This window comes from uncultured Albimonas sp. (assembly GCF_963977235.1).
GTDB lineage: Bacteria > Pseudomonadota > Alphaproteobacteria > Rhodobacterales > Rhodobacteraceae > Albimonas.
The window spans coordinates 17,676-39,536 of record NZ_CAXBOD010000026.1 but is presented as its reverse complement, the minus strand read 5'-3'; the positions used below and the strand labels follow the sequence as shown (position 1 = coordinate 39,536).

The window sequence follows — 21,861 nt, the reverse complement described above, 5'->3', positions numbered from 1 at the left end:
CCCCTCACTTGCGATGCCCGAGGCGCAGCATGCGGTCGAGCATGATGGCCACGACGACGATGATGAAGCCGCTCTCGAACCCGAGCGCGGTGTTGACCTGGTTGAGCGCGCGCACGACCGGCACGCCCAGCCCGTCGGCCCCGACCAACGCCGCCACGACGACCATCGACAGCGACAGCATGATGGTCTGGTTCAGCCCCGCCATGATCTGGGGCAGCGCGTAGGGCAGCTCGACCTTCCACAGTTTCTGGGATCCGGTGGCGCCGAAGGCCTCGGCCGCCTCGAGCAGCGGCGTGGGGGTCGAGGACACGCCCAGATAGGTCAGCCGGATCGGCGCGGGGACCACGAAGATCACCGTGGCGATCAGGCCCGGCACCATGCCGATGCCGAAGAACACGATGGCCGGGATCAGGTAGACGAAGGTCGGCAGCGTCTGCATCAGGTCCAGCACCGGCTGCATCCAGGCGTAAAGCCTCGGCCGATGCGCCACCGCGATGCCGACCGGCACGCCGATGGCCATGCACACGACGCAGGACGAGACGACCAGCGACAGCGTCTCGGTCATCTCCTCCCAGTAGTCCTGGTTGAGGATGAAGAGGAAGCCCAGGAACACCCCCAGGCAGACCTTCCACGAGCGCTGGATCAACCAGGTGACGCCCACGAAGAAGGCCACCACCAGAATCGCCGGCGGCTCCTGCATGATCCACAGCAGCGCGTCGATCATGGCGGACATCACGTCGGCCAGGCCGTCGAAGAACCAGCTGCCATGCGTCTGCAGCCAGTCGAAGAAGCCGCCGGCCCACTTGCCCACGGGAATCTTGTAGTCGCTCAACCAGTCCAAGCCGGTCCCCTCTTCCCTCGAAAAAACACCGGCGCGGGCCGGCCCTTTCGCCCAGCATATCCCCTGGCGGGGGAAGTTGGCAGACGGGCGGCCGCACGCGCCGGCCTTTCTCCAGCCGCCCCGGAGCGCGTCGCCGGGGGGCCGGGGCCTCGCGCCCCGGACGGGCCCGGGGGGAGGCGGGCGGGCGGCGCGGCCGGGGATGTCCCGGGCGCGCCGCCCCGCGATCCGCACGCGGTCAGGCGGGGGCGTTTGGGGTCCCCGTCGCAGCCGCGACCTGCCCGCCCCGGCGCGCGTCTCGGGCCCCTCGACCCGGACGCGCCCCGTGGCGGACGGGGCCGATCAGAGGCCCAGCTCGGCCTTCACCGCCGGCAGGCCCGGCTCGCCGTCGAGCGTGGTGACGCCCTCCAGCCAGGGCTCGATCACCGTGGGGTTGGCCTTCAGCCAGGCGGCGGAGGCCTCGTCGGCGTCCTCGCCGTCGTCGAGGATCTTGCCCATGATCTCGTTCTCCATCGGCAGCGAGAACTTCATCTGCTGAAGCAGCTTGCCGACGTTGGGGCATTCCTCGACATAGCCCTTGCGGGTGGTGGTGTAGACCACGCCCTCGCCGCCGAAGAAGTCCTCGCCGCCCGGCAGGTACTTCAGCGAGAAGTTGGCGTTCATCGGGTGCGGCTCCCAGCCGAGGAACACCACCGGCTCCTCCTTCTTGTAGGCGCGCGCGACCATGGCCAGCATGCCCTGCTCAGAGCTTTCGACCACCTCGAACTCGCCCAGATCGAAGGTGTTCTTCTCGGTCAGGCCGACGAGATAGGCGTTGCCCTCGTTGCCCGGCTCGATCCCGTAGATCTTGTCGTCGAGGCCGTCGGCGAACTTGTGGATGTCGGCGTAGGACTGAAGACCGGCCTCGTAGAGGTAGGTCGGAACCGCGAGCGTGTACTTGGTGCCCTCGAGGTTCACCGCCACCTGCTCGATCTCGCCCGAGTCGAGATAGGGCTTGATCGCGCCGTTCTGCGCCGGGATCCAGTTGCCCAGGAACACGTCGACGTCGTCGCTCTCGAGGCTGGCGAAGGTCACCGGGACCGAGAGCACCTTCACGTCGACGTCATAGCCCAGGGCCGTCAGGACCTGCTTGGCGATCGAGGTGGTGGTGGTGATGTCGGTCCAGCCGACGTCCGAGAAGGTCACCTCGTCGCAGTCGGCCCGGGCGGCCAGCGGCGCGCCGGCGACCGCGGCCAGCGCCGCCACGGCGCACGCACGGGTCAGGAAGGAAGAGGTCTTCATTCGGCATCTCCTGTCGGGTCGGATCCCGACCGCGCGGCGGTCCCTGCAAAGGCGCGCCACGCGGCGGGTTGCTTTTGATTGACGCCTCAATCAAAAAACAGTTGAGGCCGGATGTAAACGGTTGAGTTCGGAAAAGGACGCCGCCATGCCCCGGATCGGGATGGAGCCGCTGCGCCGCGAGTCGCTGATCCGCGCCACGATCGCCGAGATCGGGCGGGTCGGCTCGCTCGACGTGACGGTCGGAAAGATCGCCGCGCGGGCCGGCGTCTCGGCGGCGCTGGCCCACCACTATTTCGGCTCCAAGGACCAGATCTTCCTGGCCGCGATGCGTCATATCCTGCGGGAATTCGGGGCTTCCGTCCGTATCCGGCAGGCCGCGGCCCAGGGCTCGGCCGCCCGGATCCGCGCGCTGGTCGAGGCCTCGTTCTCGCCCGAGCAGTTCGACCGCGAATGCGTCGCCTCGTGGCTGGCGTTCTACGTCCTGGCGCAGACCTCGCCCGAGGCCGCGCGGCTGCTGCGGGTCTATGCGCGCCGGCTCGATTCGAACCTGGTGCACGACCTGCGCCCGCTGGTCGGCGAGGCGCCGGCAAGGCGAATCGCCCAGGGCATAGCCTCGATGATCGACGGGCTCTACATCCGCTGCGCCCTGCAGGACCGCGCCCCCGGCGCCGCCGAGGCCAAGCGCCTGACCCTCGACTACGTCGATCTTCACCTCGCCGAGGGGCGCGCCGCGCCCGATCCGAACGAGGGGCGCGCCGCGCCCGACCCGAACGAGGGGCGCGCCGCGCCCGGTCCGAAACCGCTTCGCGAAGTCCGGAGGCTTCCCGCCGAATGACGTCCCGCCCCAACATCCTGATCCTGATGGTCGACCAGCTGAACGGGACGCTGTTCCCCGACGGTCCGGCGGACTGGCTGCATGCGCCCAACCTCAAGGCGCTGGCCGCGCGCTCGGTGCGCTTCGCCAACGCCTACACCGGCTCGCCGCTGTGCGCGCCGGGGCGGGCGAGCTTCATGTCGGGCCAGCTGCCCCGGCGCACCCGGGTCTATGACAACGCGGCCGAGTTCGCCTCCTCGATCCCCACCTACGCTCATCACCTGCGGCGCGCGGGCTACGCCACGACGCTGTCCGGCAAGATGCATTTCGTGGGGCCCGATCAGCTGCACGGCTTCGAGGAGCGTCTGACCACCGACGTCTACCCCGCCGATTTCGGCTGGACGCCCGACTACCGCAAGCCGGGCGAGCGCATCGACTGGTGGTATCACAACATGGGCTCGGTGACCGGCTCGGGCGTGGCCGAGATCACCAACCAGCTCGAGTATGACGACGAGGTCGCCTACCATGCGGTGCGCAAGGTCTACGATCTCGGGCGGCGGCAGGACGAGCGGCCCTGGATGCTGACCGTCAGCTTCACCCACCCCCACGATCCCTACGTGGCGCGCCGCAAGTACTGGGACCTCTACGAGGATTGCGAGCATCTGGCGCCGCCCATCGGGGTCATTCCCTATGCCGAGCAGGACGCGCACTCCAGGCGCCTGTTCGACGCCAACGACTGGCGCAAGTTCGACATCACCGGCGAGGACATCCGCCGCTCGCGCCGGGCCTATTTCGCCAACATCTCCTATCTCGACGACAAGATTGGCGAGATCCTCGAGGCCCTGCGCGGAACCCGGCAGGAGGAGGACACGATCGTCCTGTTCCTCTCCGACCACGGCGACATGCTCGGCGAACGCGGATTGTGGTTCAAGATGAGCTTCTTCGAGGGCTCCGCGCGGGTCCCGCTGATGATCGCCGCCCCCGGACTTGCGCCGCGGCGGGAGGAGACGCCGGTCTCCACCATCGACGTGACGCCGACGCTCGGCGCGCTCGCGGGGGTCGATATCTCCGAGATAGCGCCCTGGACCGATGGCGAAAATCTGGTCCCGCTGGCCCGGGGCGGGACCCGCGACACCCCCGTGCGGATCGAGTACGCGGCAGAGGGCTCCCATGCGCCGCTGGTCTGCCTGCGCCAGGACCGCTGGAAATACGTGCACTGCGAACTGGACCCGCCGCAGCTTTTCGACCTTTCGGCCGACCCGCATGAGCTGAGCAACCTCGCCGACGACCCCGCCCATGCCGAGACCGCCGCGCGCTTCGCCGCGAAGGTCGCCGAGCTGTGGGACCTTCCCGCCTTCGACGCCGAGGTGCGTGAGAGCCAGGCCCGCCGCTGGATCGTCTACGAGGCGCTGCGCAACGGCGCCTACTACCCGTGGGATTTCCAGCCCCTGCAGAAGGCCTCGGAACGCTACATGCGCAACCACATGGACCTGAACGTGCTGGAGGATTCCCAGCGCTACCCGAGGGGGGAATGATGCGCGCCCAACCCACCGCCTCCCACTTCGTCGACGGGCGGTATCTGGAAGATAGCGCCGGCCGGGAGATCCTGTGCGTCTACCCGGCTACCGGCGAGACGGTGGCCCGGCTGCACGCCGCCACCCCTGCGGTGATCGAGGCGGCGCTCGCCTCCGCCGCCCGCGCGCAGAGCGAGTGGGCCGCCCTGCCCCCGGCCTCCCGCGGCCGCGTCCTGCGTCGCGCCGCCGACCTGATCCGCGCCCGCAACCGCGAGCTCTCGGAGCTCGAAACCCTCGACACCGGCAAACCGTTGCAGGAGACGCTGGTCGCCGACGCCGCCTCCGGGGCCGACAGCCTGGAGTTCTTCGGCGGCGTGATCGCCGGCCACGGGGGGGAATCCGCGGCGCTGGGCGGCGACTTCGCCTACACGCTGCGCGAGCCGCTGGGCGTGTGCGTGGGCATCGGCGCCTGGAACTATCCCACCCAGATCGCCTGCTGGAAGGCCGCCCCCGCGCTCGCCTGCGGCAACGCGATGATCTTCAAGCCATCCGAGACGACCCCCCTCTGCGCCCTCAAGGTCGCCGAGATCCTGGTCGAGGCCGGCGCGCCGCCGGGCCTGTTCAACGTCGTGCAGGGCTTTGGCGACGTGGGCGCGGCGCTGATCGATGACCCGCGCGTTGCGAAAGTCTCGCTGACCGGATCGGTTCCCACCGGCGCCAAGGTCTATGGCGCGGCCGCCGCGGGGCTGAAGCACGCGACGCTGGAGCTGGGCGGCAAGTCTCCGATGATCGTCTTCGACGACGCCTCGCTGGAGGATGCGGTCGGCGGCGCGATGCTGGGGAACTTCTACTCCGCCGGCCAGATCTGCTCGAACGGCACGCGGGTGTTCGTGCAGGACGCGCTCCACGACCGCTTCCTCGACCGGCTGGCCGAGCGCACCGCCGCCATCCGCCTGGGCGACCCGATGGACGAGGCGACCCAGATGGGCCCGCTGGTCACCGCCGCGCAGCACGCGAAGGTGATGGAGTTCATCGCGGCCGGCCGCGCCGAGGGCGCGCGCCTGGTGCACGGCGGGAATGTCCCGGCCTTGCAGGGCCTTGAAGCCGGTTGTTACGTCGAGCCCACGATCTTCGCCGACGTCGCCGACACGATGACCATCGCGCGTGAGGAGATCTTCGGTCCGGTTCTCTCCCTGCTGCGGTTCCACGAGGAGGAGGAGGCGATCGCGCGGGCCAACGCCACGCCCTACGGGCTCGCGGCCGGCGTGTTCACCGCCAATCTCGCGCGCGGGCACCGGGTGGCGCACGCGCTGCAAGCCGGCATCGTGTGGATCAACCAGTACAACCTGACGCCGGTCGAGATCCCCTTCGGGGGCGTGAAAGCCTCGGGACTGGGGCGGGAGAACGCATTGGCGGCGCTGGAAAACTACTCCCAGCGCAAGACCATCTACGTGGGCCTGACCCCCGTCGACGCGCCCTACTGAGGAGATTGCGCATGTCCACGATCACGGTGCACGGCCGCGCCACCTCCTCCAACGTACAGACGGTGATGTGGTGCGCCGCAGAACTCGGGCTCGAGGTCGAGCGGCTCGACGTCGGCGGTCCCTTCGGGGGGACGCGCACGCCAGACTATCTTGCGATGAATCCCAATGGCCTGGTGCCCACGGTTCAGATCGGGGACGAGACGCTTTTCGAGAGTGCGGCCATCGTGCGCTGTCTCGCGGCGATGCATGGGGACGAGGCGTTCTGGCCCGCCGACCCTCTGGCGCGCGCGCGGCTCGACACGTGGGCGGAATGGGGGAAGGTCACCTTCGGGGCGGCCTTCATCGCGCCGGTCTTCATTCCGCTGGTCCGCCTGAGCGAGGCGCAGCGCGACGTCGCGGCGCTGGAGACCGCCATCGGCGGGCTGAATGCCGTGGTGAAGATCCTGGATGACCATCTGGCGACATCCCCCTGGATCGGCGGAACCTTCTCCTTCGCGGACATCGTGCCGGGCCACCTGCTGTATCGCCTCCACGAGCTTCAGGCGACGGGTGAACTGACCCTCGCCCCGCATCCCAACGTGACCCGCTACTACGAGGCGCTGAAGGGCCGCCCCGCCTTTGCCGAGCACGTGATGATCTCCTTCGACGGTTTAAGGCCGAAGTGAAAGGCGTTGAGATGGAAGCGGATTTCGTCGTCGTCGGCTCCGGCTCGGCGGGCTCGGCGCTGGCGGCTCGGCTGTCGGAGGACGGCAAGCATTCGGTGATCGTGCTCGAGCACGGGGGGACCGACGCGGGCCCCTTCATCCAGATGCCGGCCGCGCTCAGCTACCCGATGAACATGTCCCGCTACGACTGGGGCTATGTCAGCGAGCCCGAGCCCCGGCTGAACGACCGGCGGCTGGTGGTGCCGCGGGGCAAGGTGATCGGCGGCTCGTCCTCGATCAACGGCATGGTCTATGTGCGCGGCCACGCGCGCGACTACGACCACTGGGCCGAACAGGGCGCGGCGGGGTGGAGCTATGCCGACGTGCTCCCCTACTTCAAGCGCATGGAGAGCTGGCACGACGGCGGTCACGGCGGCGACCCGGACTGGCGGGGCCGCGAAGGCCCGCTGCACGTCACCCGCGGCCCGCGCGAGAATCCGTTGTTCCACGCCTTCGTGGAGGCCGGAGCTCAGGCGGGATACGAGCGCACCGACGACTACAACGGCGAGAAGCAGGAGGGCTTCGGCCCGATGGAGCAGACGGTCTGGAAGGGCCGCCGCTGGTCCGCCGCCAACGCCTACCTGCGTCCGGCCCTCAGGCGCGGCAACCTGAACCTGCACCGCTGCCTCGCCCGCCGGATCGTCATCGAGGACGGCCGCGCCACCGGCGTCGAGGTCGAGCGCGGCGGCGCCATCGAGATCGTGCGGGCGCGGCGCGAGGTGATCCTGGCGGCCTCCTCGATCAACTCGCCCAAGCTGTTGATGCTTTCGGGGATCGGGCCGGGCGCGCAGCTGACCGAGCACGGGATCGCCGTCAAGGCGGACCGGCCGGGCGTGGGCGCGAACCTGATGGACCACCTCGAGGTCTACGTGCAGCAGGCCTGCACGCAGCCCATCACGCTCTACAAACACTGGAACCTGTTCGGAAAAGCCTGGTCGGGCGCGCAGTGGCTGCTGTTCAAGCGCGGGCTCGGCGCCTCGAACCAGTTCGAGAGCGCGGCTTTCGTGCGCTCCCGCGCCGGCGTCGACTATCCCGATGTGCAGTTCCACTTCCTGCCGATCGCGGTGCGCTACGATGGCCTGGCGGCGGCGGAGGGGCATGGCTTCCAGGCCCATGTCGGGCCGATGCGCGCCCAGTCGCGGGGCGAGGTCACGCTCCGCTCGGCCGACCCCTCGGACGCGCCGAGGATCGTCTTCAACTACATGTCGACCGAGCAGGACTGGGTCGATTTCCGCCGCTGCATCCGCATGACGCGCGAGATCTTCGCCCAGCCCGCCTTCGCCCCCTTCCGCGGCAAGGAGATCCAGCCGGGCGAGGCGCTCCAGTCCGACGCCGACCTCGACGCCTTCATCGCCGAGCATGCCGAAAGCGCCTACCACCCCTGCGGCACCTGCCGGATGGGTCGGGCGGACGATCCGGGCGCGGTGGTCGATCCCGAGTGCCGGGTGATCGGGGTCGAGGGGCTGCGGGTCGCCGACAGCTCGATCTTTCCGCGGGTCACCAACGGCAACACCAACGCGCCCTCGATCCTGGTGGGGGAGAAGGCCGCGGACATGATCCTCGGCCGTCCGCCCCTGCCCGCCGAGAACGCCGAGCCCTGGATCAACCCGCGCTGGCGCGAGAGCGATCGCTGAACCGGGCGGAGGGGGTCCCCTCCGCCCCGGACCTCAGGCCACGCGGCGACGCGTGAACAGGCCCAGCCCCGCCAGCGCCGCGCCCAGCAGGCCCGCGGCGGCGGGCAGCGGCACGGCCGAGACCTGCGCCTCGGCCAGCAGCGTGTCGCCCGGGGTCACGGGATTGGCCGGCGCATCGGCGAAGGCGAAGATGTAGATCAACGCCTCGGTGTCGGAGACGGTCAGCAGGAACTGATCCGACGAGAACTGGAGGAAGAACTCGCTCGAGTAAGTGTCGTCAAAGTAGCCGACCTGGAAATATCCCCCGAGATCCTCGGAGATATACAGCGCCTCGGGCGTCGCCAGCAGCCCCCAGGCGTAGAGTTCGGGCTCGCCCCACGACGAGCTGGTCGAGGTCATCGTCTCGTTCAGCCCGTCGGTGCCGACGAAGTTCAGCGACCAGTCGGTGATCGAGTCCTGGTCGATCTCGCCCAGCGTGCCGTCGGTGGTGATCGTGCCGGTGACGGTGATCTGCTCGGGCCCGCCGACCAGCGTGGGCAGCGACACCTCGTAAGTGAGCGCAGCGGCGGGCGAGGCGAGAAGGCAGCACAGGGCGGCCGCCCCGGTCAGCAGTCGGTACATTCGGTGGGTTCCCCACGAACCGGGGCGCGCCGCGCATCCCCACGACGCGCGTTTCGACTCCCGAAGGCCACGCCGTCCGGCACGCGCAAGAACGGCGCGCGGCGGCCGGGACGTTGCACCGACTTTACGAAGCGCCCCCCGGAGCGGCAATCGCCCGCCGCCCTGGCATCTTTGGAACGTTTGGAAGACCGATGGAACGATTGGCGCCGATCAACGACCGGTGCGGCTCCAGCGTTCCAGCCGGCGCGCGGCGAGGCCGAGCAGCACGTAGAGCAGCACCGCCCCCAGCGCGAGCACGAAGAGGGCCGCGAACATCAGGTCGGTCTTGGCCCGCCCGTTGGCCAGCAGCATCAGGTAGCCAAGCCCTTTCGAGGCGCCCACCCACTCGCCGATCACCGCGCCGATGGGCGCGTAGACAGCCGCCAGCCGCAGGCCGGAGGCGAGATCGGGCAGCGCGGCGGGCACCCGCAGGCGCATCAGCTCCGACCAGCGCGAGCCGCCCATCACCGCCGAAAGGTCCAGCAGCGCGGGATCGGTGCGCCGCAGCCCGTCGTAGAAGGCCGAGGTGACCGGGAAATAGATGATCAGCACCGTCATCAGGATCTTCGAGCCGATGCCGTAGCCCATCCAGAGCGTCAGGATCGGGGCCAGCGCGAACACCGGCACCGCCTGGCTGAACACCAGTGCGGGCAGCAGCAGCCGGCGGGCCAGCGGCGACAGCGCGAGCTGGATCGCCGTGCCCGCGCCCAGGATCGCGCCGAGCGCCAGCCCCGCCAGCACCTCGACGAGCGTGATCGCGCCATGCTCGGCGATCAGCGCCCGGCTGGTCCACAGCGCCTGCGCGACCCGCAGCGGCGAGGGCAGGATGAAGGGCGCGACCGCCGTCGCCCACACCACCCCCTGCCAGATCGCCAGCAGCGCCAGCGCCGCCGCCAGCCCGCCCGCGGCCGAACCGCCCCTCATGCGCGGGCCTCCGCGACGGGGTCGCGCGACAGCAGGCGGCGGGTCAGGCTCGCCTGTGCGGCCAGCACCTCGGCGCCCGCGGGATCGCGGATCGGCTCGCCGGCGGGGGGCTCGGCCTCGACCAGCCCGGACTCGGTCAGCAGCAGGATGCGATGGCCGAGGCGCGCGGCCTCATGCGCGTCATGGGTCACCAGCAGCACCGTGCGCCCGGCCAGCGCCCGGAAGGCCAGGGCCTGCATCTCGGCGCGGGTGCGCACGTCGAGCGCGCCGAAGGGCTCGTCGAGCAGGGCCACGGGCCGGTCCTCCATCAGCAGACGGGCGAGCGCGGCGCGCTGGCGCATCCCGCCCGAAAGTTCGGAGGGGGTCTTGGCGGCGTGGGGGCCGAGGCCGACCGCCTCGATCATCTCGCGCGCGCGGGCGCGGTCGGGGCGCTCGCGGCGCAGGCGGGCGCCCAGCACCACGTTCTCGCTCACGCTCAGCCAGGGCAGCAGCAGGTCGCTCTGCGCCATCCACGAGACCCGGCCGTCGAGCGGGCGGCCGGCGTCGTCGCTCGCCTCGCCCGCAAAACCCACCCCCGTGGGCAGGCCCGCCAGCAGCCGCAGCAGCGTGGACTTGCCCACGCCCGAAGGGCCCAGCAGGCAGGTCCAGCGGCCGGCGGGCGCCGAGAGCGTGAGCGGGGGCAGCGGCGGGCCGCCCCCCTCGCCGGGAACCAGGTCCAGCCGACCGGTCAGGCGCAGGCCGGGAGGGTGCATTCACTCGGCCGGCGCGGCGGTGACGTCGATCGCGAACCGCTCGACCGGCCAGGCCTCGTCGATCAGCCCGGCCTCGGCCAGGAACGCCTCGAACGTCGCCCAGCGGCCGGCCGAGAAGGCGGCGGGGCGCAGGGCGAAGCGGGGGATGGTGTCGGCCCAGGCTTTCTCGTTCAGCTCGTCGCGCAACTCGGCCGAGGAGCCGGCGAAGATCTCCCAGCTTTCCTGAGGGTGGTTGACGATGAACTGGGTGCCCCGCTCGATCGCGTGCAGGAAGCGGGCGATGACCTCGCGGTCCATGGTCTGGGGGTTGGCGAGGAAGATCAGTTCGTCATAGGCGGGCAGCCCCTCCTCCTCGAGGTAGAAGCATTTGCCGGGCCGGCCCTCGATCTCCATCTGGTTGAGCTCGAAGTTGCGGAAGGCGCCGATCACCGCGTCGACCTGTCCGGACATGACGGCGGGCGACAGCGACCAGTTGACGTTGACCAGCTCCACGTCGTCGAGCGTCAGGCCCGCCTTGCCGAGCACCGCGGTCAGCAGCGCCTCCTCGACGCCGGCGACCGAGTAGCCGATCTTGCCGCCCTTGAGGTCCGCGACCTCCCGGATCGGGCCGTCGGCCATCACCAGCAGGCAGTTCAGCGGCGTGGCGACCAGCGTGCCGACGCGGACCAGCGGCAGCCCCTCGTGCACCTGAAGGTGAAGCTGGGGCTGGTAGCCCACCCCGATGTCGGCGCGCCCCGCGGCGGTCATCTTGGGCGGATCGGAGGGATCGGCGGGGGCCACGATCTCGACCTCCAGCCCCTCCTCGGCGAACCAGCCCTTCTCCTGGGCCACGACGATCGGGCCGTGGTCGGGGTTCACGAACCAGTCGAGCACCAGGGTCAGCTTCTCCTGCGCCGCGGCCGGCGCGGCGGAGAGGGCGAGCGCGGCGAGCGCGGCGGAAAGCGCGGAGGATCGGAGCATGTCGGGCCTCGTCCGGGCGCCGCCGGCGGCGACGCGGTTGCACCACCGGGACGGGCTGACGGAGGCGAGACGGCGGACGCAGGGCGGCCAAGGGCGCGCGCGTCGGATCCGTTTCCCTTCGCCGGCATGACCCGGATCAGGTTCGACGGGTCGATGCGCTCGACGCACCTCTCAGCCCCTGCTGGGACCCCCCGACGGATGCGCCCGAGCTAACGCGCCCTGCCCCGCGCTGTCAACGCGCCCGGCGAGGCGCGGCGCCGACGACCGTTTCACGGCGGCACAGTTTTGCTTTTCACATCGCGCCCGGCGCATGTATATTATTGACGTTACGTCGCCTTGGGCAGGCGATCCGGTTCGAATCGCCCCGCCGCCGCGCCCCTCGGGTTGCGGGGGCGATACTCGACTGCCCGAACGCAAGAAGCCGGCCCGTCGCCGGGCCGGCCTCTCGATCTCCCGTGCGCTGCGAAGCGGGAGGAGGATCAATCGTCGCGATAGACCTTTTCGCGACGCTCGTGCATCTCCTGCGCGGCGAGGCTCAGCGTCGCGATCGGGCGCGCGTCCAGCCGTTTCAGGCTGATCGGATCGCCGGTCACGTTGCAGTAGCCGTAGGAGCCGTCCTCGATCCGGCGCAGGGCCGCATCGATCTTGGAGATCAGCTTGCGCTGGCGGTCCCGGGTGCGCAGCTCGAGGCTGCGGTCGGTCTCGGCCGAGGCGCGGTCTGCGATGTCGGGAACGGACTGGCCGCTTTCCTGCAGTCCCTCGAGGGTGCTGCGGCTTTCGGCCAGGATGCTTTCTTTCCAGTCGGTCAGTTTGCGGCGGAAGTATTCCCGCTGCCGAGGATTCATGAACGGTTCGTCCTCGGACGGAAAATACTCGGCCTCAAGCACGATTTCGGACTTCATCGCCAGGCACCTCGATGCTCGTCTTGCCACCCCGTGGCGACCCGGGCAGGAGCTGGCGGCCTCCTCACCCGACGCGCCGCAGCGTCTGCCGGAGGGCCTGTCGCGCCACGCTCCTCGCGTCGCCGCGGCTTCGTATAGACCCGGGTCACGATTAAGTCACGCGAAAGGTTCGTTACCGACACGCGTTGCAGTCGTTGCTCTTTCTTTCGGCGCCCTGCCGCAAAGGTCCGCACATTTCTGCGGCGCCCGATCCCCTCGGGGCGCGCCCCGACGCGGCGGAACCGCGCGAGGGCGCCTCGCCCTTGCCCATACCCGCCCGTATGTGCAACCAATCCCGTGAGGCGTCCCGACCGCCAGACGGAACGCTCCGGTCAGGAGCGACGTCGGCGGCGGACGCGGGAGAAACGCACCGGGGAGCGGCCGAGGCCCATGAAGTTCGAAGGCACGCGCGACTACGTCGCCACCGAGGACCTGAAAATCGCGGTGAACGCCGCCATCACGCTGGAGCGCCCGCTGCTGGTCAAGGGCGAGCCCGGCACCGGCAAGACCGAGCTCGCGCGGCAGGTGGCCGCCTCGCTCGACCTGCCGATCATCGAGTGGAACATCAAGTCCACCACCAAGGCCCAGCAGGGCCTTTACGAATACGACGCGGTCAGCCGCCTGCGCGATTCCCAGCTCGGCGACGAGCGGGTGCGCGACGTGGCCAACTACATCAAGCAGGGCAAGCTGTGGGAGGCGTTCGACGCCGAGCAGAAGGTCGTGCTGCTGATCGACGAGATCGACAAGGCCGACATCGAGTTCCCGAACGACCTCCTCCAGGAGCTCGATCGCATGGAATTCTACGTCTACGAGACCGGCCGCATGGTGAAGGCGAAGGTCCGCCCGATCGTGCTGATCACCTCGAACAACGAGAAGGAACTGCCCGACGCCTTCCTGCGCCGCTGCTTCTTCCACTACATCCAGTTCCCCGACGCCGAGACGATGGCGCAGATCGTCAAGGTTCACTTCCCCGACATCAAGTCGAACCTGCTGCGCGGGGCGCTGACCCAGTTCTACGACATCCGCGACACGCCCGGCCTGAAGAAGAAGCCCTCGACCTCCGAGGTGCTGGACTGGCTGAAGCTGCTGATGGCCGACGATCTGGACGCCTCCGACCTGCGCCAGAACCCCACCGACGCCCTGCCCCGCCTGCACGGGGCGCTGCTCAAGAACGAGCAGGACGTGCACCTGTTCGAGCGGCTGGCCTTCATGGCCCGCCGCGAGCGCTGAGACGCCCGCCCGGCCAGGCGACGCCACGCGGAGACCGCCGAGACGACGAAAGCCCCGGACCCGCTCCGGGGCTTTCGAGCCTGCGCCGCGCGAAGTCTGCCGAGCCGGCGACTCCCTGACCGCTTGCCCCGCGCCGCCCGCGGCGCCACAACCGCGGGCATGAGCATCGTGATCCGCCCCCTGCGCCCGGCCGACGAGGCCGAGTGGCGCCGCCTCTGGACCCTCTATCTCGAGTTCTACGAGACGACGGTCCCCGAGGCGGTCTACGCCTCCGCTTTCGCCCGGAACCTTTCGGACGAGCACCCCGACCTGAACGCCCTGGTGGTCGAGCGCCCCGACGGCGCCGGCCTGATGGGCCTGGTCCATTACATCTTCCACCGCCACAACTGGCGGACCGAGGATATCGTCTACCTCCAGGACCTGTTCGTGGATCCGGACGTGCGCGGCGGCGGCGTCGGCCGCCAGCTGATCCAGGCGGTCTACGCCGCGGCCGACGCCGCCGGCACGCCCGCCGTCTACTGGATGACGCAGGAGTTCAACTACAAGGGCCGGATGCTCTACGACCAGGTCGCCACCCGGTCGCCGTTCATCCAGTATCGCCGATGATCCTGCTGATCGCTTTTGTCCTGTCCTTCTCGCTGGGCTGGTGGCGGGCGCGCAAGGCCGGCGGGGGCACGGCCGACCGGCTGCGATATGGCGTGATTCACGGCATCGCAGTTGTTATGGTGATCTACATCGTCGCCACCCTCGGCGACTGGCAGGGGTTCTTCAATTGAGCCGGATCGCCATGCTTGCCCTCCTGACCGCAACCCCGCTTCTGGCGGCCTGCGAACACGCCGAGCAGTGGCGCCGGGAGCGTTCGGAGGAGGCCGCCTTCTCGCGCGAGATCGCCGAGATCGACCGCGAAACCTGGTGCGGGGTCTACGACCCAGCGCGCGACCGCCAGTACCTGGGCCCGCCGGCCCAGGGCCTCGACTCGCCGGTGTTCTATGCGTTCGAGCCGATGGGCCTGCCTGACTTCCGGGCGCTGGGCTATGACGCGCTGGTCTCCAAGCGCCTGTGGCACACCGAGGATTCGACGATCGAGGTCGTGACGCTCGTGGCCGCCCAGAGCGGAGGCTCGAGCCTCTCGATCCTGCAGAACGACTCCGACCGGGTGCCGGTGCCGCCGCTCAGCCCCTCGGGCGAGGCGTTTCTGGACTGTCTCAAGGGCCCCTGAGGCGGGGCGCGGCCCGCCTCGCTCCGTCCCTGCCACCCCCGCGCGGGCGCAGCCACGCCCGCTCACGCGTTGGGCGGCGGGATCGGCGACAGGCGCCCGGGACGCCCCGAGGCCGAAAATGACAGACGCCGAGGATGAGGGACGACCGATGCCTGCGATTCTCCCGACTGCGCGCCGCGCTCCGCTGGCGCTGACCTGCCTGCTGACGCTCGCCTGCCCGCCGGCCCTGGCGCAGGAGCCGCCCACGGCCAACCAGGGCCTTTCGGGCCGTCTCCTGCACGAGATGCCGCTCGCCCCCGAGTTCCAGGAGACCGGGACCCGCGTCCTGCGCGCCCGCTGGCTGCGGGTCGAGCCCGGCGGCGTCGTCGCCCGCCACGCCCACGCCGAGCGGCCCTCGATCGAATACGTATTGTCGGGCGAGGCGACCGAGCATCTCGACGACGGCACGACCACGCTCTACCGCGCCGGCGACGTGATTCCCGCCGACCATGCCAAGACCCACTGGTGGACCGTCGGCGAGCAGCCGGTCGAGATCCTGGCCATCGACATCCACGTGCCCCCCGCCCAGTGATCCCCGCCCAATGACCCCGGCCCAGTGAACCCCTGCCGCGCGTGCCGCGGCGCTCCGGGTCCCCTGCCCGGCGTCCCCGGCCCGGCACGCCCCTTGCCGGCGGTCGGCGAATTCCTCGCGGCCGGCCTCGCAAGCCCCTCGACCGGAGCGGGGCATACTTGCTAGTATGCCCCCATGTTCACCGATCTCTTTCTGGGCCTCCGGGAGGCCAAGGTGCCGGTCAGCCTGCGTGAGTATCTCACGTTGCTGGAGGCCATGGACAAGCGCCTGGTGCAGTACGACGTGGAGGGGTTCTACTACCTCTCCCGCTCGGCGCTGGTGAAGGACGAGCGGAACATCGACAAGTTCGACCGCGTCTTCGCCGAGGTGTTCAAGGGGCTGGAGGCGATCTCCGGCGCGCCCGAAGGGTCCGAGGCGATCAGCCTCCCCGAGGAATGGCTGCGCCGGATGGCCGAGAAGCACCTCTCCAAGGAGGAGATGGCCGAGATCGAGGCGCTCGGCGGCTTCGACAAGCTGATGGAGACCCTGCGCCAGCGCCTGGAGGAGCAGAAGGAGCGTCACCAGGGCGGCAGCAAGTGGATCGGCACCGCCGGCACCTCGCCCTTCGGCGCCTACGGCTACAACCCCGAGGGCGTGCGCATCGGCCAGAAGGAATCGCGCCACCGCAAGGCGGTGAAGGTCTGGGACCGGCGCGAGTTCAAGGACTTCGACGACAACGTCGAGCTCGGCACCCGCAACATCAAGGTCGCCCTCAAGCGCCTGCGCCGCTGGGCCCGCGACGGCGCGGACGAGGAGCTGGACCTCGACGGCACCATCCGCTCGACGGCCGAGCACGGCTATCTCGACGTGAAGACCCGGCCCGAGCGGCGCAACGCCGTGAAGGTGGTGCTGTTCCTCGATGTCGGCGGCTCGATGGACGACCACATCAAGGTGATGGAGGAGCTGTTCTCGGCCGCCACCTCCGAACTGAAGCACATGGAGCATTACTACTTCCACAACTGCCTCTACGAGGGCGTGTGGAAGGAGAACAAGCGTCGCTGGTCGGACAAGATCCCGACGCACGACGTGCTCAACAAGTTTCCCCGGGACTGGAAGTGCATCTTCGTGGGCGACGCCTCGATGTCCCCCTACGAGATCGCCTATCCCGGCGGCGCCTCGGAGCACTGGAACGAGGAATCGGGCGAGGTCTGGTTGAAGCGCGCCATCGACAAGTGGCCCTCCTGCACCTGGATCAACCCGGTCCCCGAGCGTCAGTGGCGCTACACCCACTCGATCGGCATGATCCAGGAAATCTTCGCCGGCCGCATGCACCCGATGACCGTCGAGGGCCTGACCGAGGCCACGAAGGAACTCAGCAAGTAGGGCGCAGCCAGCGCAAAGGCGGCGCGTCGTGCCGTGCGTGTGGGACGAGGTCCTGCGCGCGGCCCGTCGCGGGCTGGGCGCGGGTGATGACGGGGGCATGATGACGGGGGCATCCGGTCGTGCGAGGGATCCGGCTTCAACGGAAGCGTCGCTGCTGCCTCGCCCAAGAACCTTGCCCCGGCCAACAGCAGGGCCGCGGCCGTCCTCCGGAACCGTCGATCTGATTGGCATCGACGAAAGACGGTTCCGGAAGCCAGACGCTTCGCGTCAGGCCGCGACGCGGGCGCCGTGGCCCTCGGCCAGCCAGCGGGCGCAGTCGGGGTCGAGCTCGGAGAGCGCGCGGGCCTCGTAGGCGGCGCGGTCGGCTTCGGGCAGGACCGAGGTCCAGCGGCCGTTCACCCCCTTGTTGATGAAGCTCGCGCCGCCCCCGTCCCAGAAGGCGCCGCCGAGCGGGGCGGTCAGGTGGGCGTTGGCCTTCATGTGCTCGAAGGTGCAGGCGCGCAGGATCGTGGGCCAGCGGGCGGGGTCGACCTCGATCCCGAGGAACTCGGCGATGCGGCGCATCTCGCCCTCCATGTCGCGCTTGAGATCCTCGAAATGCACCAGCATCACGTTGGGCAGGTCGCGGATCGCCCACCAGCTGCGCACGTTCTCCCAGTAGGGCCAGAACGGGTGGCCGTCCTGCGCGAGCCAGGCGCGGAAATACTCGACCACGTCGCCCTCGGGCCGGCCGATCGGGGGACCGACCCGGCCCGGCGTGTCGTTGATCGCGGCGTACCAGTCGGCGTTGGCGGTGACATGGTGGTTGTAGAGCGACCACAGCACGTCGCGCCCGTCCCGCCCGATGTAGAGGTACCTGGCCTTCGCAGACATCGCCAGCGCGTCCACCGGCAGGTGGGTCTTCATCACCCGGCGGTGGGTCTGGGCCTCGACCGCGGCGAGCTTCACTTCGGCCGGCGGCAGGCGCAGGTCCATCCAGGGCGAGATCTCCGCGACCGAGAGCGCCTCGTCGCCCCCGAAGATCAGCTGGGCCACGATCTGCTGGGTCCAGGTGGTGCCGGACTTGGCGTAGGTCGCGACGATCACGTCGTCGTCGCGGAACGGGAAATCGTTCCAGATCGTCGAGTCGAAATGGTGGTTGCGCAGCTCGCGGGTCTTCTGCGGAACGGCGGACATGGCGGAGGCTCCCTGTATGGCCGCGTCGGGGCGCGGAGGCGCCGTGGCGGTGGCGCAGGACCGTCCTGCCTCACGCGGCGTGACGTCAGTGTGACGCGCCCGGCGCACGGATCAAGCCGCTTCCCGCGCCGCGCCCGGTTTTTGCTCGCGCCCGGCCGTGACGCGAGGCTGACACGGGGGGCCCGACGCCCTATCTACAGGCGATGCTCAAGCTCCTGCCTTTCCTGCTGGTCATCGGCTACGCCCTCGTCGCCTGGCGCTTCTCCGCCTGGCGGCTGAAGCGCGAGCTGGCCGAGCGCGCGCGCCCGCTCGATCACCCCGAGCTCGAGGCCGCGGTGCGCCGCCTGGGGCGGGCGCTGGAGATCCCCCACCTCAAGGCGCATGTCTACGACGTGCCGGCGTTCAACGGACTGGCCGCGCCTGACGGGCGGGTCTTCGTCACCTCGGGCGTGCTGGACCAGCACCGGCTGGGGCGGGTGAGCACGGACGAGGTCGCCTCGATCGTCGCCCATGAACTGGGGCACGTGGGGCTGGGCCACTCCCGCCGGCGGATGATCGACTGGACCGGGCAGAACGCGATCCGCTGGGTGGCGGTGGCGGTGCTGGGGCGGTTCATCCCCTTCATCGGCCCGTGGGTGGGGGCGATGCTCGCGAGCCTGCTGGCCGCCCGCCTGTCGCGCCAGGACGAGTTCGAGGCCGACGCCTTTGCCGCGGCGGTGATGCGCAAGGCCGGTCTGAACCGGGCGGCGCAGGCCGAGTTGCTGCGCAAGCTCGACAAGATGGGCCCCTCCTCGACCGGGATCGCCTGGCTGATGAGCCACCCGCCCTCCGAGAAACGCGCCCGCGCCATCGAGGCGCTGCATGCCGAGTGGGACGGCGGCAAGGCCCCCGACCCGACGCTGCGCGGCAAGGCCTGATCGCCCCCGACGCCCGACCGGCGCGGCCCCCGATCCGGGGCGGCGCCGGCGGGCGGGTTCAGTAGCGGTAGCCGCCGCGCCGTTCCTCGGCCTCGTCGATGGCCCGGATCGACCACTCGACCGCGTCGCGCATCGCCGCCCCCAGCGCGTCGTCGAAGGCGCGCGCCACCGACAGCATGCCGGGTTCGTCGGCCTCGACCGAACCGGGGAAACTGCGCGAGCCGATGATGATGCCCTGCGGCTCCTGGATCAGCTTCACGTTCAGGCGCACGCGGGCCAGCACGCGCTGGGCCTCGGGGGCCGTTGCGGTCGCGTCGCTCGACTCGCTGTTGAGCAGCTCGCCCTGGAATTCGCGCAGGTCGCTGACCACGGTGAAGTCGTTGCGCAGACCCACCGAACTCTGGCTGACGGCGCCGACCCGGCCGGTGTTCTCGAAGCTCTCGACCAGCAGCCGCTGCACCACCAGGGGCGCGCGGTCCACCCAGCGGGCGCCGGCGAAATACTTCACCTGCAGCGGGTTGGGCTTGATCGCGATGCGGTCGGTGTTGACCGAGGCGTCGGCCGAGGGCTCCTCGATCACGATCTGCGCGTCGACCTGGGGGAGGTCGGTGTCGAACGTGCTCTTGGGCGACAGGGCGTAGAGGTCCGGCGCCGTGGCCACGCCCCCGAGCCGGGCCAGCTCGGCGCAGCCTGACAGGGCCGCGGCCACGCTCAGGGCCAGGAACGCGCGGCGGAAGACGGTCGAGCTCATCGAGAGATCTCCGAGGACTGGGTGCCGAGGATGAAACGCGCCGGATCGCGCTCGACCCGGTTGGAAATGCGCTCGAGGTTGGAGATCAGGCGCCGGCCCTCCTCCACGAAGCGGACGAACTGGGGCAGGCCCGTGCGCAGGAAGTCGTCGACCTGGTACTGGTTGCGGTCCAGCGTCTGGTTGAGGTTGCCGATCAGCTGGTTGGCCGAGCCCGCGGCCCCCTTCACGTCGCCGGTGATCGCCTCGAAGTCGGCCGACATCTGTTCGACGGTCCCTTCCAGCGAGCCGACCGCCTGGCGCACGTCGGCGATGGTGGCGGCGATGTCGCCCTCGACCAGGCCGTTGACGTTGTCGAAGGTGGCCTGGGCCGCGGTCAGCGCCCCGTCGGCCTTGCCCATCGCCTCGGTGATCGCAGCGAGCGTGCCGTTGGCGTTGGCGAAGGTGGCCGAGGCCGTGGCCAACGCCTGCTCGGCCTCGAGCGTCAGCGGCTCGAGCTTGCCCGAGAAGCGCGAGATGTCGGCGCTGACGGTCTGGATCGCCTGGTTGGCGGTGGTCGCGGCCGCGCGCACCTCGGCGACCAGGCTCGGCACGTCGGTCTGCACGACGAGGTTGATGCTCGCGATCGCCTCGCGCGCCTCCGTGGCCGCGAGCCGGGCCTCGGCCACCAGCGCCGCGCCGTCGCCGCGGGCGAGCGTGTCGATCCCGTCCGAGGTCTGCTGGATCGAGGCCATGGTCGCGGTCGCCTGGTCGATGGCGGTCGAGGCCTTGGCCATCACCTCCTGGGTGGCGTCGAGGCGCGCCTGCGTCGTCTCGATCAGCCGGCTGGCGTCGTCCGAGAGAGTGGCGATGCGCTGGTCGAGGTTGATCGTGGTCTCGCGCGCCGCGTCGGCCAGCGGGCCCAGCCGGTCGTTCATCAGCGTGTCGGCCGAGGCGAGCGCGGTGCGCGCCTCGCCGATCAGGGCCTGCCCCTCGCCCTGGGCGAGCGCGTTGACCGTGTCCGAGGTCTGCTGGAGCGAGGCCATCAGCCGGTCGGCGTTGGCCATGGACGTCTTGAGGTCGGCGAGCGTCTGCTCGGCCTCCTGCAGGCGCAGGGCGGCCTGGGCGCCGGCCTCGGCGAAGCGGTCGAGCGTCTCGGCGGCGCGTCCGCCGAGCGCGGTGGTGGTGGTCTGCAGGGCCAGCGCGGCCTCCGAGACGCGGTCGACGGCTTCGGGCACGCGGGTCTGCATCAGGGCGTCGGCGGTCTCGATGGTGCGCCCGACCTGCTCCTGCACGCCGCGGACCGCCTCCTCGGCGGCCTTCAGCGTGGTCTCGCCCTGGGTCAGCAGGCCGGGGATGCGGTCCTTCATCAGCAGGTCGGCCGAGGCGAAGGCCTGGCCGGCGGTGTCGATGGTGGTGGTGGCCGCGTCGATGGTGGCCTTGGACTTGTCGATCGCGTCGGTCGCGGTGCGCAGCGTCTCGTCGGCGGTGTCGGCCAGCGCGTCCAGCCGGTCGGTGAAATCGGTCAGCTTCTTGGCCGCCGCGCCCACGTCGGTCGACAGCGTGTCGACGGTGGTCAGGGTGGCGTTGAGCTTGCCCGACGCGTCCGCGACGTTGGCCAGAATGTCGTTGACCGCCTGCTGGTTCTCGTCGTTGACGAAGCCCTTGACGTCCTCGAGCAGGCTGATCGCCTGGTTGAGCAGCTCCGGCGCGCCCTCGAACAGCGACTGGAAGGCGGAGGGCTTGGAGGGGATCACCTGGCGGCCCGACTGCTCGCTCAGCAGCGCCGCGCCGGACGTGCCGCCCGACAGGGACACATAGCTGACCCCGGTGACGCCCTGCGATTCCAGCGTCGCCTCGGTGTCGGTCTTCACCGGCACGTCGGCGTCGACCTCCAGCGTCACTCGCACCTTCGAAGGGTCGTCTTGGTCGAGGCCGAGGCTGACCACCTGCCCCACCGGCAGGCCGTTGAAGCGCACGCCCCCGGCCTCGTTCAGCCCCGAGACGCTGTCGAACAGCACATCGTAATAGGCGTAGCTGCGGTCGACCTGCACCTTGGCGAGCCACAGCAGGAACCCCAGCGCCCCGATCAGGCCCGCCAGCGCGAAGGCGCCGATCAGGACGTAGTTCGCCCGCGTCTCCATGCGCGTGTC

The 21,861-nt window shown here is 70.2% G+C and carries 22 protein-coding genes and 1 riboswitch; of the genes, 12 read left to right on the top strand and 10 right to left on the bottom strand.

Annotated elements, in window-relative coordinates; all coding sequences use genetic code 11:
- Nucleotides 1–4: 4 nt before the first annotated feature.
- Complete coding sequence (choW, locus tag AAC134_RS13355; RefSeq protein WP_339949593.1) at nucleotides 5–841, bottom strand: choline ABC transporter permease subunit; 837 nt, start codon at nucleotides 839–841, stop codon at nucleotides 5–7.
- 339 nt (nucleotides 842–1,180) lie between these two features.
- Nucleotides 1,181–2,119: a choline ABC transporter substrate-binding protein gene (gene choX, locus AAC134_RS13350; protein WP_339949592.1), complete on the bottom strand. Its 939-nt coding sequence runs from the start codon at nucleotides 2,117–2,119 to the stop codon at nucleotides 1,181–1,183.
- A 145-nt stretch (nucleotides 2,120–2,264) separates the two neighbouring features.
- Between choX and betI the strand changes: the two genes are divergently transcribed.
- Genes betI through betA form a run of 5 tightly spaced genes read left to right on the top strand, consistent with a single transcriptional unit; the run spans nucleotide 2,265 to nucleotide 8,269 of the window.
- Nucleotides 2,265–2,954 carry a transcriptional regulator BetI gene (betI, locus tag AAC134_RS13345; protein WP_339949591.1) on the top strand — a complete coding sequence of 230 codons (690 nt, stop codon included), beginning with the start codon at nucleotides 2,265–2,267 and terminating at the stop codon, nucleotides 2,952–2,954.
- Complete coding sequence (gene betC, locus AAC134_RS13340; protein WP_339949590.1) at nucleotides 2,951–4,468, top strand: choline-sulfatase; 1,518 nt, start codon at nucleotides 2,951–2,953, stop codon at nucleotides 4,466–4,468. The genes betI and betC overlap by 4 nt, the downstream gene beginning before the upstream one ends.
- Nucleotides 4,468–5,931 (top strand): betaine-aldehyde dehydrogenase, encoded by a 1,464-nt coding sequence (gene betB, locus AAC134_RS13335; RefSeq protein WP_339949608.1) that lies wholly within the window; start codon nucleotides 4,468–4,470, stop codon nucleotides 5,929–5,931. The genes betC and betB overlap by 1 nt, the downstream gene beginning before the upstream one ends.
- Before the next feature lie 11 nt (nucleotides 5,932–5,942).
- Nucleotides 5,943–6,596 (top strand): glutathione S-transferase family protein, encoded by a 654-nt coding sequence (locus AAC134_RS13330; protein ID WP_339949589.1) that lies wholly within the window; start codon nucleotides 5,943–5,945, stop codon nucleotides 6,594–6,596.
- An 11-nt stretch (nucleotides 6,597–6,607) separates the two neighbouring features.
- On the top strand, nucleotides 6,608–8,269 hold the full coding sequence (betA, locus tag AAC134_RS13325; RefSeq protein ID WP_339949588.1) for a choline dehydrogenase: 1,662 nt from the start codon (nucleotides 6,608–6,610) through the stop codon (nucleotides 8,267–8,269).
- 33 nt (nucleotides 8,270–8,302) lie between these two features.
- On the opposite strand, the gene AAC134_RS13320 is transcribed toward betA, so the two are convergent.
- The 5 genes from AAC134_RS13320 to dksA form a co-directional block, all read right to left on the bottom strand.
- Entirely contained in the window at nucleotides 8,303–8,890 is a 588-nt protein-coding gene (locus AAC134_RS13320) for a VPLPA-CTERM sorting domain-containing protein (protein WP_339949587.1), read from the bottom strand.
- A gap of 210 nt (nucleotides 8,891–9,100) precedes the next feature.
- The gene (locus tag AAC134_RS13315) at nucleotides 9,101–9,853 is read right to left on the bottom strand and encodes an ABC transporter permease (protein ID WP_339949586.1); all 753 of its coding nucleotides are present in this window, start codon (nucleotides 9,851–9,853) and stop codon (nucleotides 9,101–9,103) included.
- Nucleotides 9,850–10,605 (bottom strand): ATP-binding cassette domain-containing protein, encoded by a 756-nt coding sequence (locus tag AAC134_RS13310; protein ID WP_339949585.1) that lies wholly within the window; start codon nucleotides 10,603–10,605, stop codon nucleotides 9,850–9,852. The genes AAC134_RS13315 and AAC134_RS13310 overlap by 4 nt, the downstream gene beginning before the upstream one ends.
- Nucleotides 10,606–11,565 carry an ABC transporter substrate-binding protein gene (locus AAC134_RS13305; RefSeq protein ID WP_339949584.1) on the bottom strand — a complete coding sequence of 320 codons (960 nt, stop codon included), beginning with the start codon at nucleotides 11,563–11,565 and terminating at the stop codon, nucleotides 10,606–10,608.
- A gap of 95 nt (nucleotides 11,566–11,660) precedes the next feature.
- Nucleotides 11,661–11,769: riboswitch (TPP riboswitch) on the bottom strand.
- A gap of 275 nt (nucleotides 11,770–12,044) precedes the next feature.
- Complete coding sequence (dksA, locus tag AAC134_RS13300) at nucleotides 12,045–12,467, bottom strand: RNA polymerase-binding protein DksA (protein WP_339949583.1); 423 nt, start codon at nucleotides 12,465–12,467, stop codon at nucleotides 12,045–12,047.
- Between the two features lie 429 nt (nucleotides 12,468–12,896).
- Here dksA and AAC134_RS13295 point away from each other — a divergent pair, with 429 nt between their 5' ends.
- The 6 genes from AAC134_RS13295 (at nucleotide 12,897) to AAC134_RS13270 (ending at nucleotide 16,888) form a co-directional block, all read left to right on the top strand.
- A complete protein-coding gene (locus AAC134_RS13295) occupies nucleotides 12,897–13,736 on the top strand; it encodes a MoxR family ATPase (RefSeq protein ID WP_339949582.1) in 840 nt (279 codons plus the stop codon).
- 159 nt (nucleotides 13,737–13,895) lie between these two features.
- On the top strand, nucleotides 13,896–14,342 hold the full coding sequence (locus AAC134_RS13290; RefSeq protein ID WP_339949581.1) for a GNAT family N-acetyltransferase: 447 nt from the start codon (nucleotides 13,896–13,898) through the stop codon (nucleotides 14,340–14,342).
- Complete coding sequence (locus AAC134_RS13285; protein ID WP_339949580.1) at nucleotides 14,339–14,512, top strand: hypothetical protein; 174 nt, start codon at nucleotides 14,339–14,341, stop codon at nucleotides 14,510–14,512. Before AAC134_RS13290 ends, AAC134_RS13285 begins: the two co-directional genes overlap by 4 nt.
- 11 nt (nucleotides 14,513–14,523) lie before the next feature.
- Nucleotides 14,524–14,955 (top strand): hypothetical protein, encoded by a 432-nt coding sequence (locus AAC134_RS13280; RefSeq protein WP_339949579.1) that lies wholly within the window; start codon nucleotides 14,524–14,526, stop codon nucleotides 14,953–14,955.
- Nucleotides 14,956–15,103: 148 nt separating this feature from the next.
- Nucleotides 15,104–15,526, top strand: coding sequence for a cupin domain-containing protein (locus AAC134_RS13275; RefSeq protein ID WP_339949578.1), 423 nt, complete (start codon nucleotides 15,104–15,106; stop codon nucleotides 15,524–15,526).
- Between the two features lie 174 nt (nucleotides 15,527–15,700).
- Entirely contained in the window at nucleotides 15,701–16,888 is a 1,188-nt protein-coding gene (locus AAC134_RS13270) for a VWA domain-containing protein (protein ID WP_339949577.1), read from the top strand.
- A 267-nt stretch (nucleotides 16,889–17,155) separates the two neighbouring features.
- Here the strand turns inward: AAC134_RS13270 and AAC134_RS13265 are convergent, their stop codons facing one another.
- Nucleotides 17,156–18,064 (bottom strand): sulfotransferase domain-containing protein, encoded by a 909-nt coding sequence (locus AAC134_RS13265; RefSeq protein WP_339949576.1) that lies wholly within the window; start codon nucleotides 18,062–18,064, stop codon nucleotides 17,156–17,158.
- A 203-nt stretch (nucleotides 18,065–18,267) separates the two neighbouring features.
- Here AAC134_RS13265 and AAC134_RS13260 point away from each other — a divergent pair, with 203 nt between their 5' ends.
- Complete coding sequence (locus AAC134_RS13260; protein WP_339949575.1) at nucleotides 18,268–18,981, top strand: M48 family metallopeptidase; 714 nt, start codon at nucleotides 18,268–18,270, stop codon at nucleotides 18,979–18,981.
- 58 nt (nucleotides 18,982–19,039) lie between these two features.
- Here AAC134_RS13260 and AAC134_RS13255 read toward each other — a convergent pair whose 3' ends face one another.
- Both AAC134_RS13255 and AAC134_RS13250 read right to left on the bottom strand, forming a co-directional pair.
- Nucleotides 19,040–19,732: an ABC-type transport auxiliary lipoprotein family protein gene (locus tag AAC134_RS13255; protein WP_339949574.1), complete on the bottom strand. Its 693-nt coding sequence runs from the start codon at nucleotides 19,730–19,732 to the stop codon at nucleotides 19,040–19,042.
- Nucleotides 19,729–21,852, bottom strand: a complete 2,124-nt coding sequence (locus tag AAC134_RS13250) for an MlaD family protein (protein ID WP_339949573.1) — start codon at nucleotides 21,850–21,852, stop codon at nucleotides 19,729–19,731. The genes AAC134_RS13255 and AAC134_RS13250 overlap by 4 nt, the downstream gene beginning before the upstream one ends.
- Nucleotides 21,853–21,861: the final 9 nt, after the last annotated feature.

Coding starts and splice junctions, on each gene's coding strand:
- AAC134_RS13290 (WP_339949581.1), top strand. CDS start 13,896: ATGAGCATCGTGATCCGCCCCCTGCGCCCGGCCGACGAGGCCGAGTGG.
- betB (WP_339949608.1), top strand. CDS start 4,468: ATGCGCGCCCAACCCACCGCCTCCCACTTCGTCGACGGGCGGTATCTG.
- AAC134_RS13305 (WP_339949584.1), bottom strand. CDS start 11,565: ATGCTCCGATCCTCCGCGCTTTCCGCCGCGCTCGCCGCGCTCGCCCTC.
- AAC134_RS13255 (WP_339949574.1), bottom strand. CDS start 19,732: ATGAGCTCGACCGTCTTCCGCCGCGCGTTCCTGGCCCTGAGCGTGGCC.
- AAC134_RS13295 (WP_339949582.1), top strand. CDS start 12,897: ATGAAGTTCGAAGGCACGCGCGACTACGTCGCCACCGAGGACCTGAAA.
- betA (WP_339949588.1), top strand. CDS start 6,608: ATGGAAGCGGATTTCGTCGTCGTCGGCTCCGGCTCGGCGGGCTCGGCG.
- dksA (WP_339949583.1), bottom strand. CDS start 12,467: ATGAAGTCCGAAATCGTGCTTGAGGCCGAGTATTTTCCGTCCGAGGAC.
- AAC134_RS13285 (WP_339949580.1), top strand. CDS start 14,339: ATGATCCTGCTGATCGCTTTTGTCCTGTCCTTCTCGCTGGGCTGGTGG.
- betI (WP_339949591.1), top strand. CDS start 2,265: ATGCCCCGGATCGGGATGGAGCCGCTGCGCCGCGAGTCGCTGATCCGC.
- choX (WP_339949592.1), bottom strand. CDS start 2,119: ATGAAGACCTCTTCCTTCCTGACCCGTGCGTGCGCCGTGGCGGCGCTG.
- AAC134_RS13250 (WP_339949573.1), bottom strand. CDS start 21,852: ATGGAGACGCGGGCGAACTACGTCCTGATCGGCGCCTTCGCGCTGGCG.
- AAC134_RS13260 (WP_339949575.1), top strand. CDS start 18,268: ATGCTCAAGCTCCTGCCTTTCCTGCTGGTCATCGGCTACGCCCTCGTC.
- betC (WP_339949590.1), top strand. CDS start 2,951: ATGACGTCCCGCCCCAACATCCTGATCCTGATGGTCGACCAGCTGAAC.
- AAC134_RS13270 (WP_339949577.1), top strand. CDS start 15,701: ATGTTCACCGATCTCTTTCTGGGCCTCCGGGAGGCCAAGGTGCCGGTC.
- AAC134_RS13280 (WP_339949579.1), top strand. CDS start 14,524: ATGCTTGCCCTCCTGACCGCAACCCCGCTTCTGGCGGCCTGCGAACAC.
- AAC134_RS13330 (WP_339949589.1), top strand. CDS start 5,943: ATGTCCACGATCACGGTGCACGGCCGCGCCACCTCCTCCAACGTACAG.
- AAC134_RS13275 (WP_339949578.1), top strand. CDS start 15,104: ATGCCTGCGATTCTCCCGACTGCGCGCCGCGCTCCGCTGGCGCTGACC.
- AAC134_RS13310 (WP_339949585.1), bottom strand. CDS start 10,605: ATGCACCCTCCCGGCCTGCGCCTGACCGGTCGGCTGGACCTGGTTCCC.
- AAC134_RS13315 (WP_339949586.1), bottom strand. CDS start 9,853: ATGAGGGGCGGTTCGGCCGCGGGCGGGCTGGCGGCGGCGCTGGCGCTG.
- AAC134_RS13320 (WP_339949587.1), bottom strand. CDS start 8,890: ATGTACCGACTGCTGACCGGGGCGGCCGCCCTGTGCTGCCTTCTCGCC.
- AAC134_RS13265 (WP_339949576.1), bottom strand. CDS start 18,064: ATGTCCGCCGTTCCGCAGAAGACCCGCGAGCTGCGCAACCACCATTTC.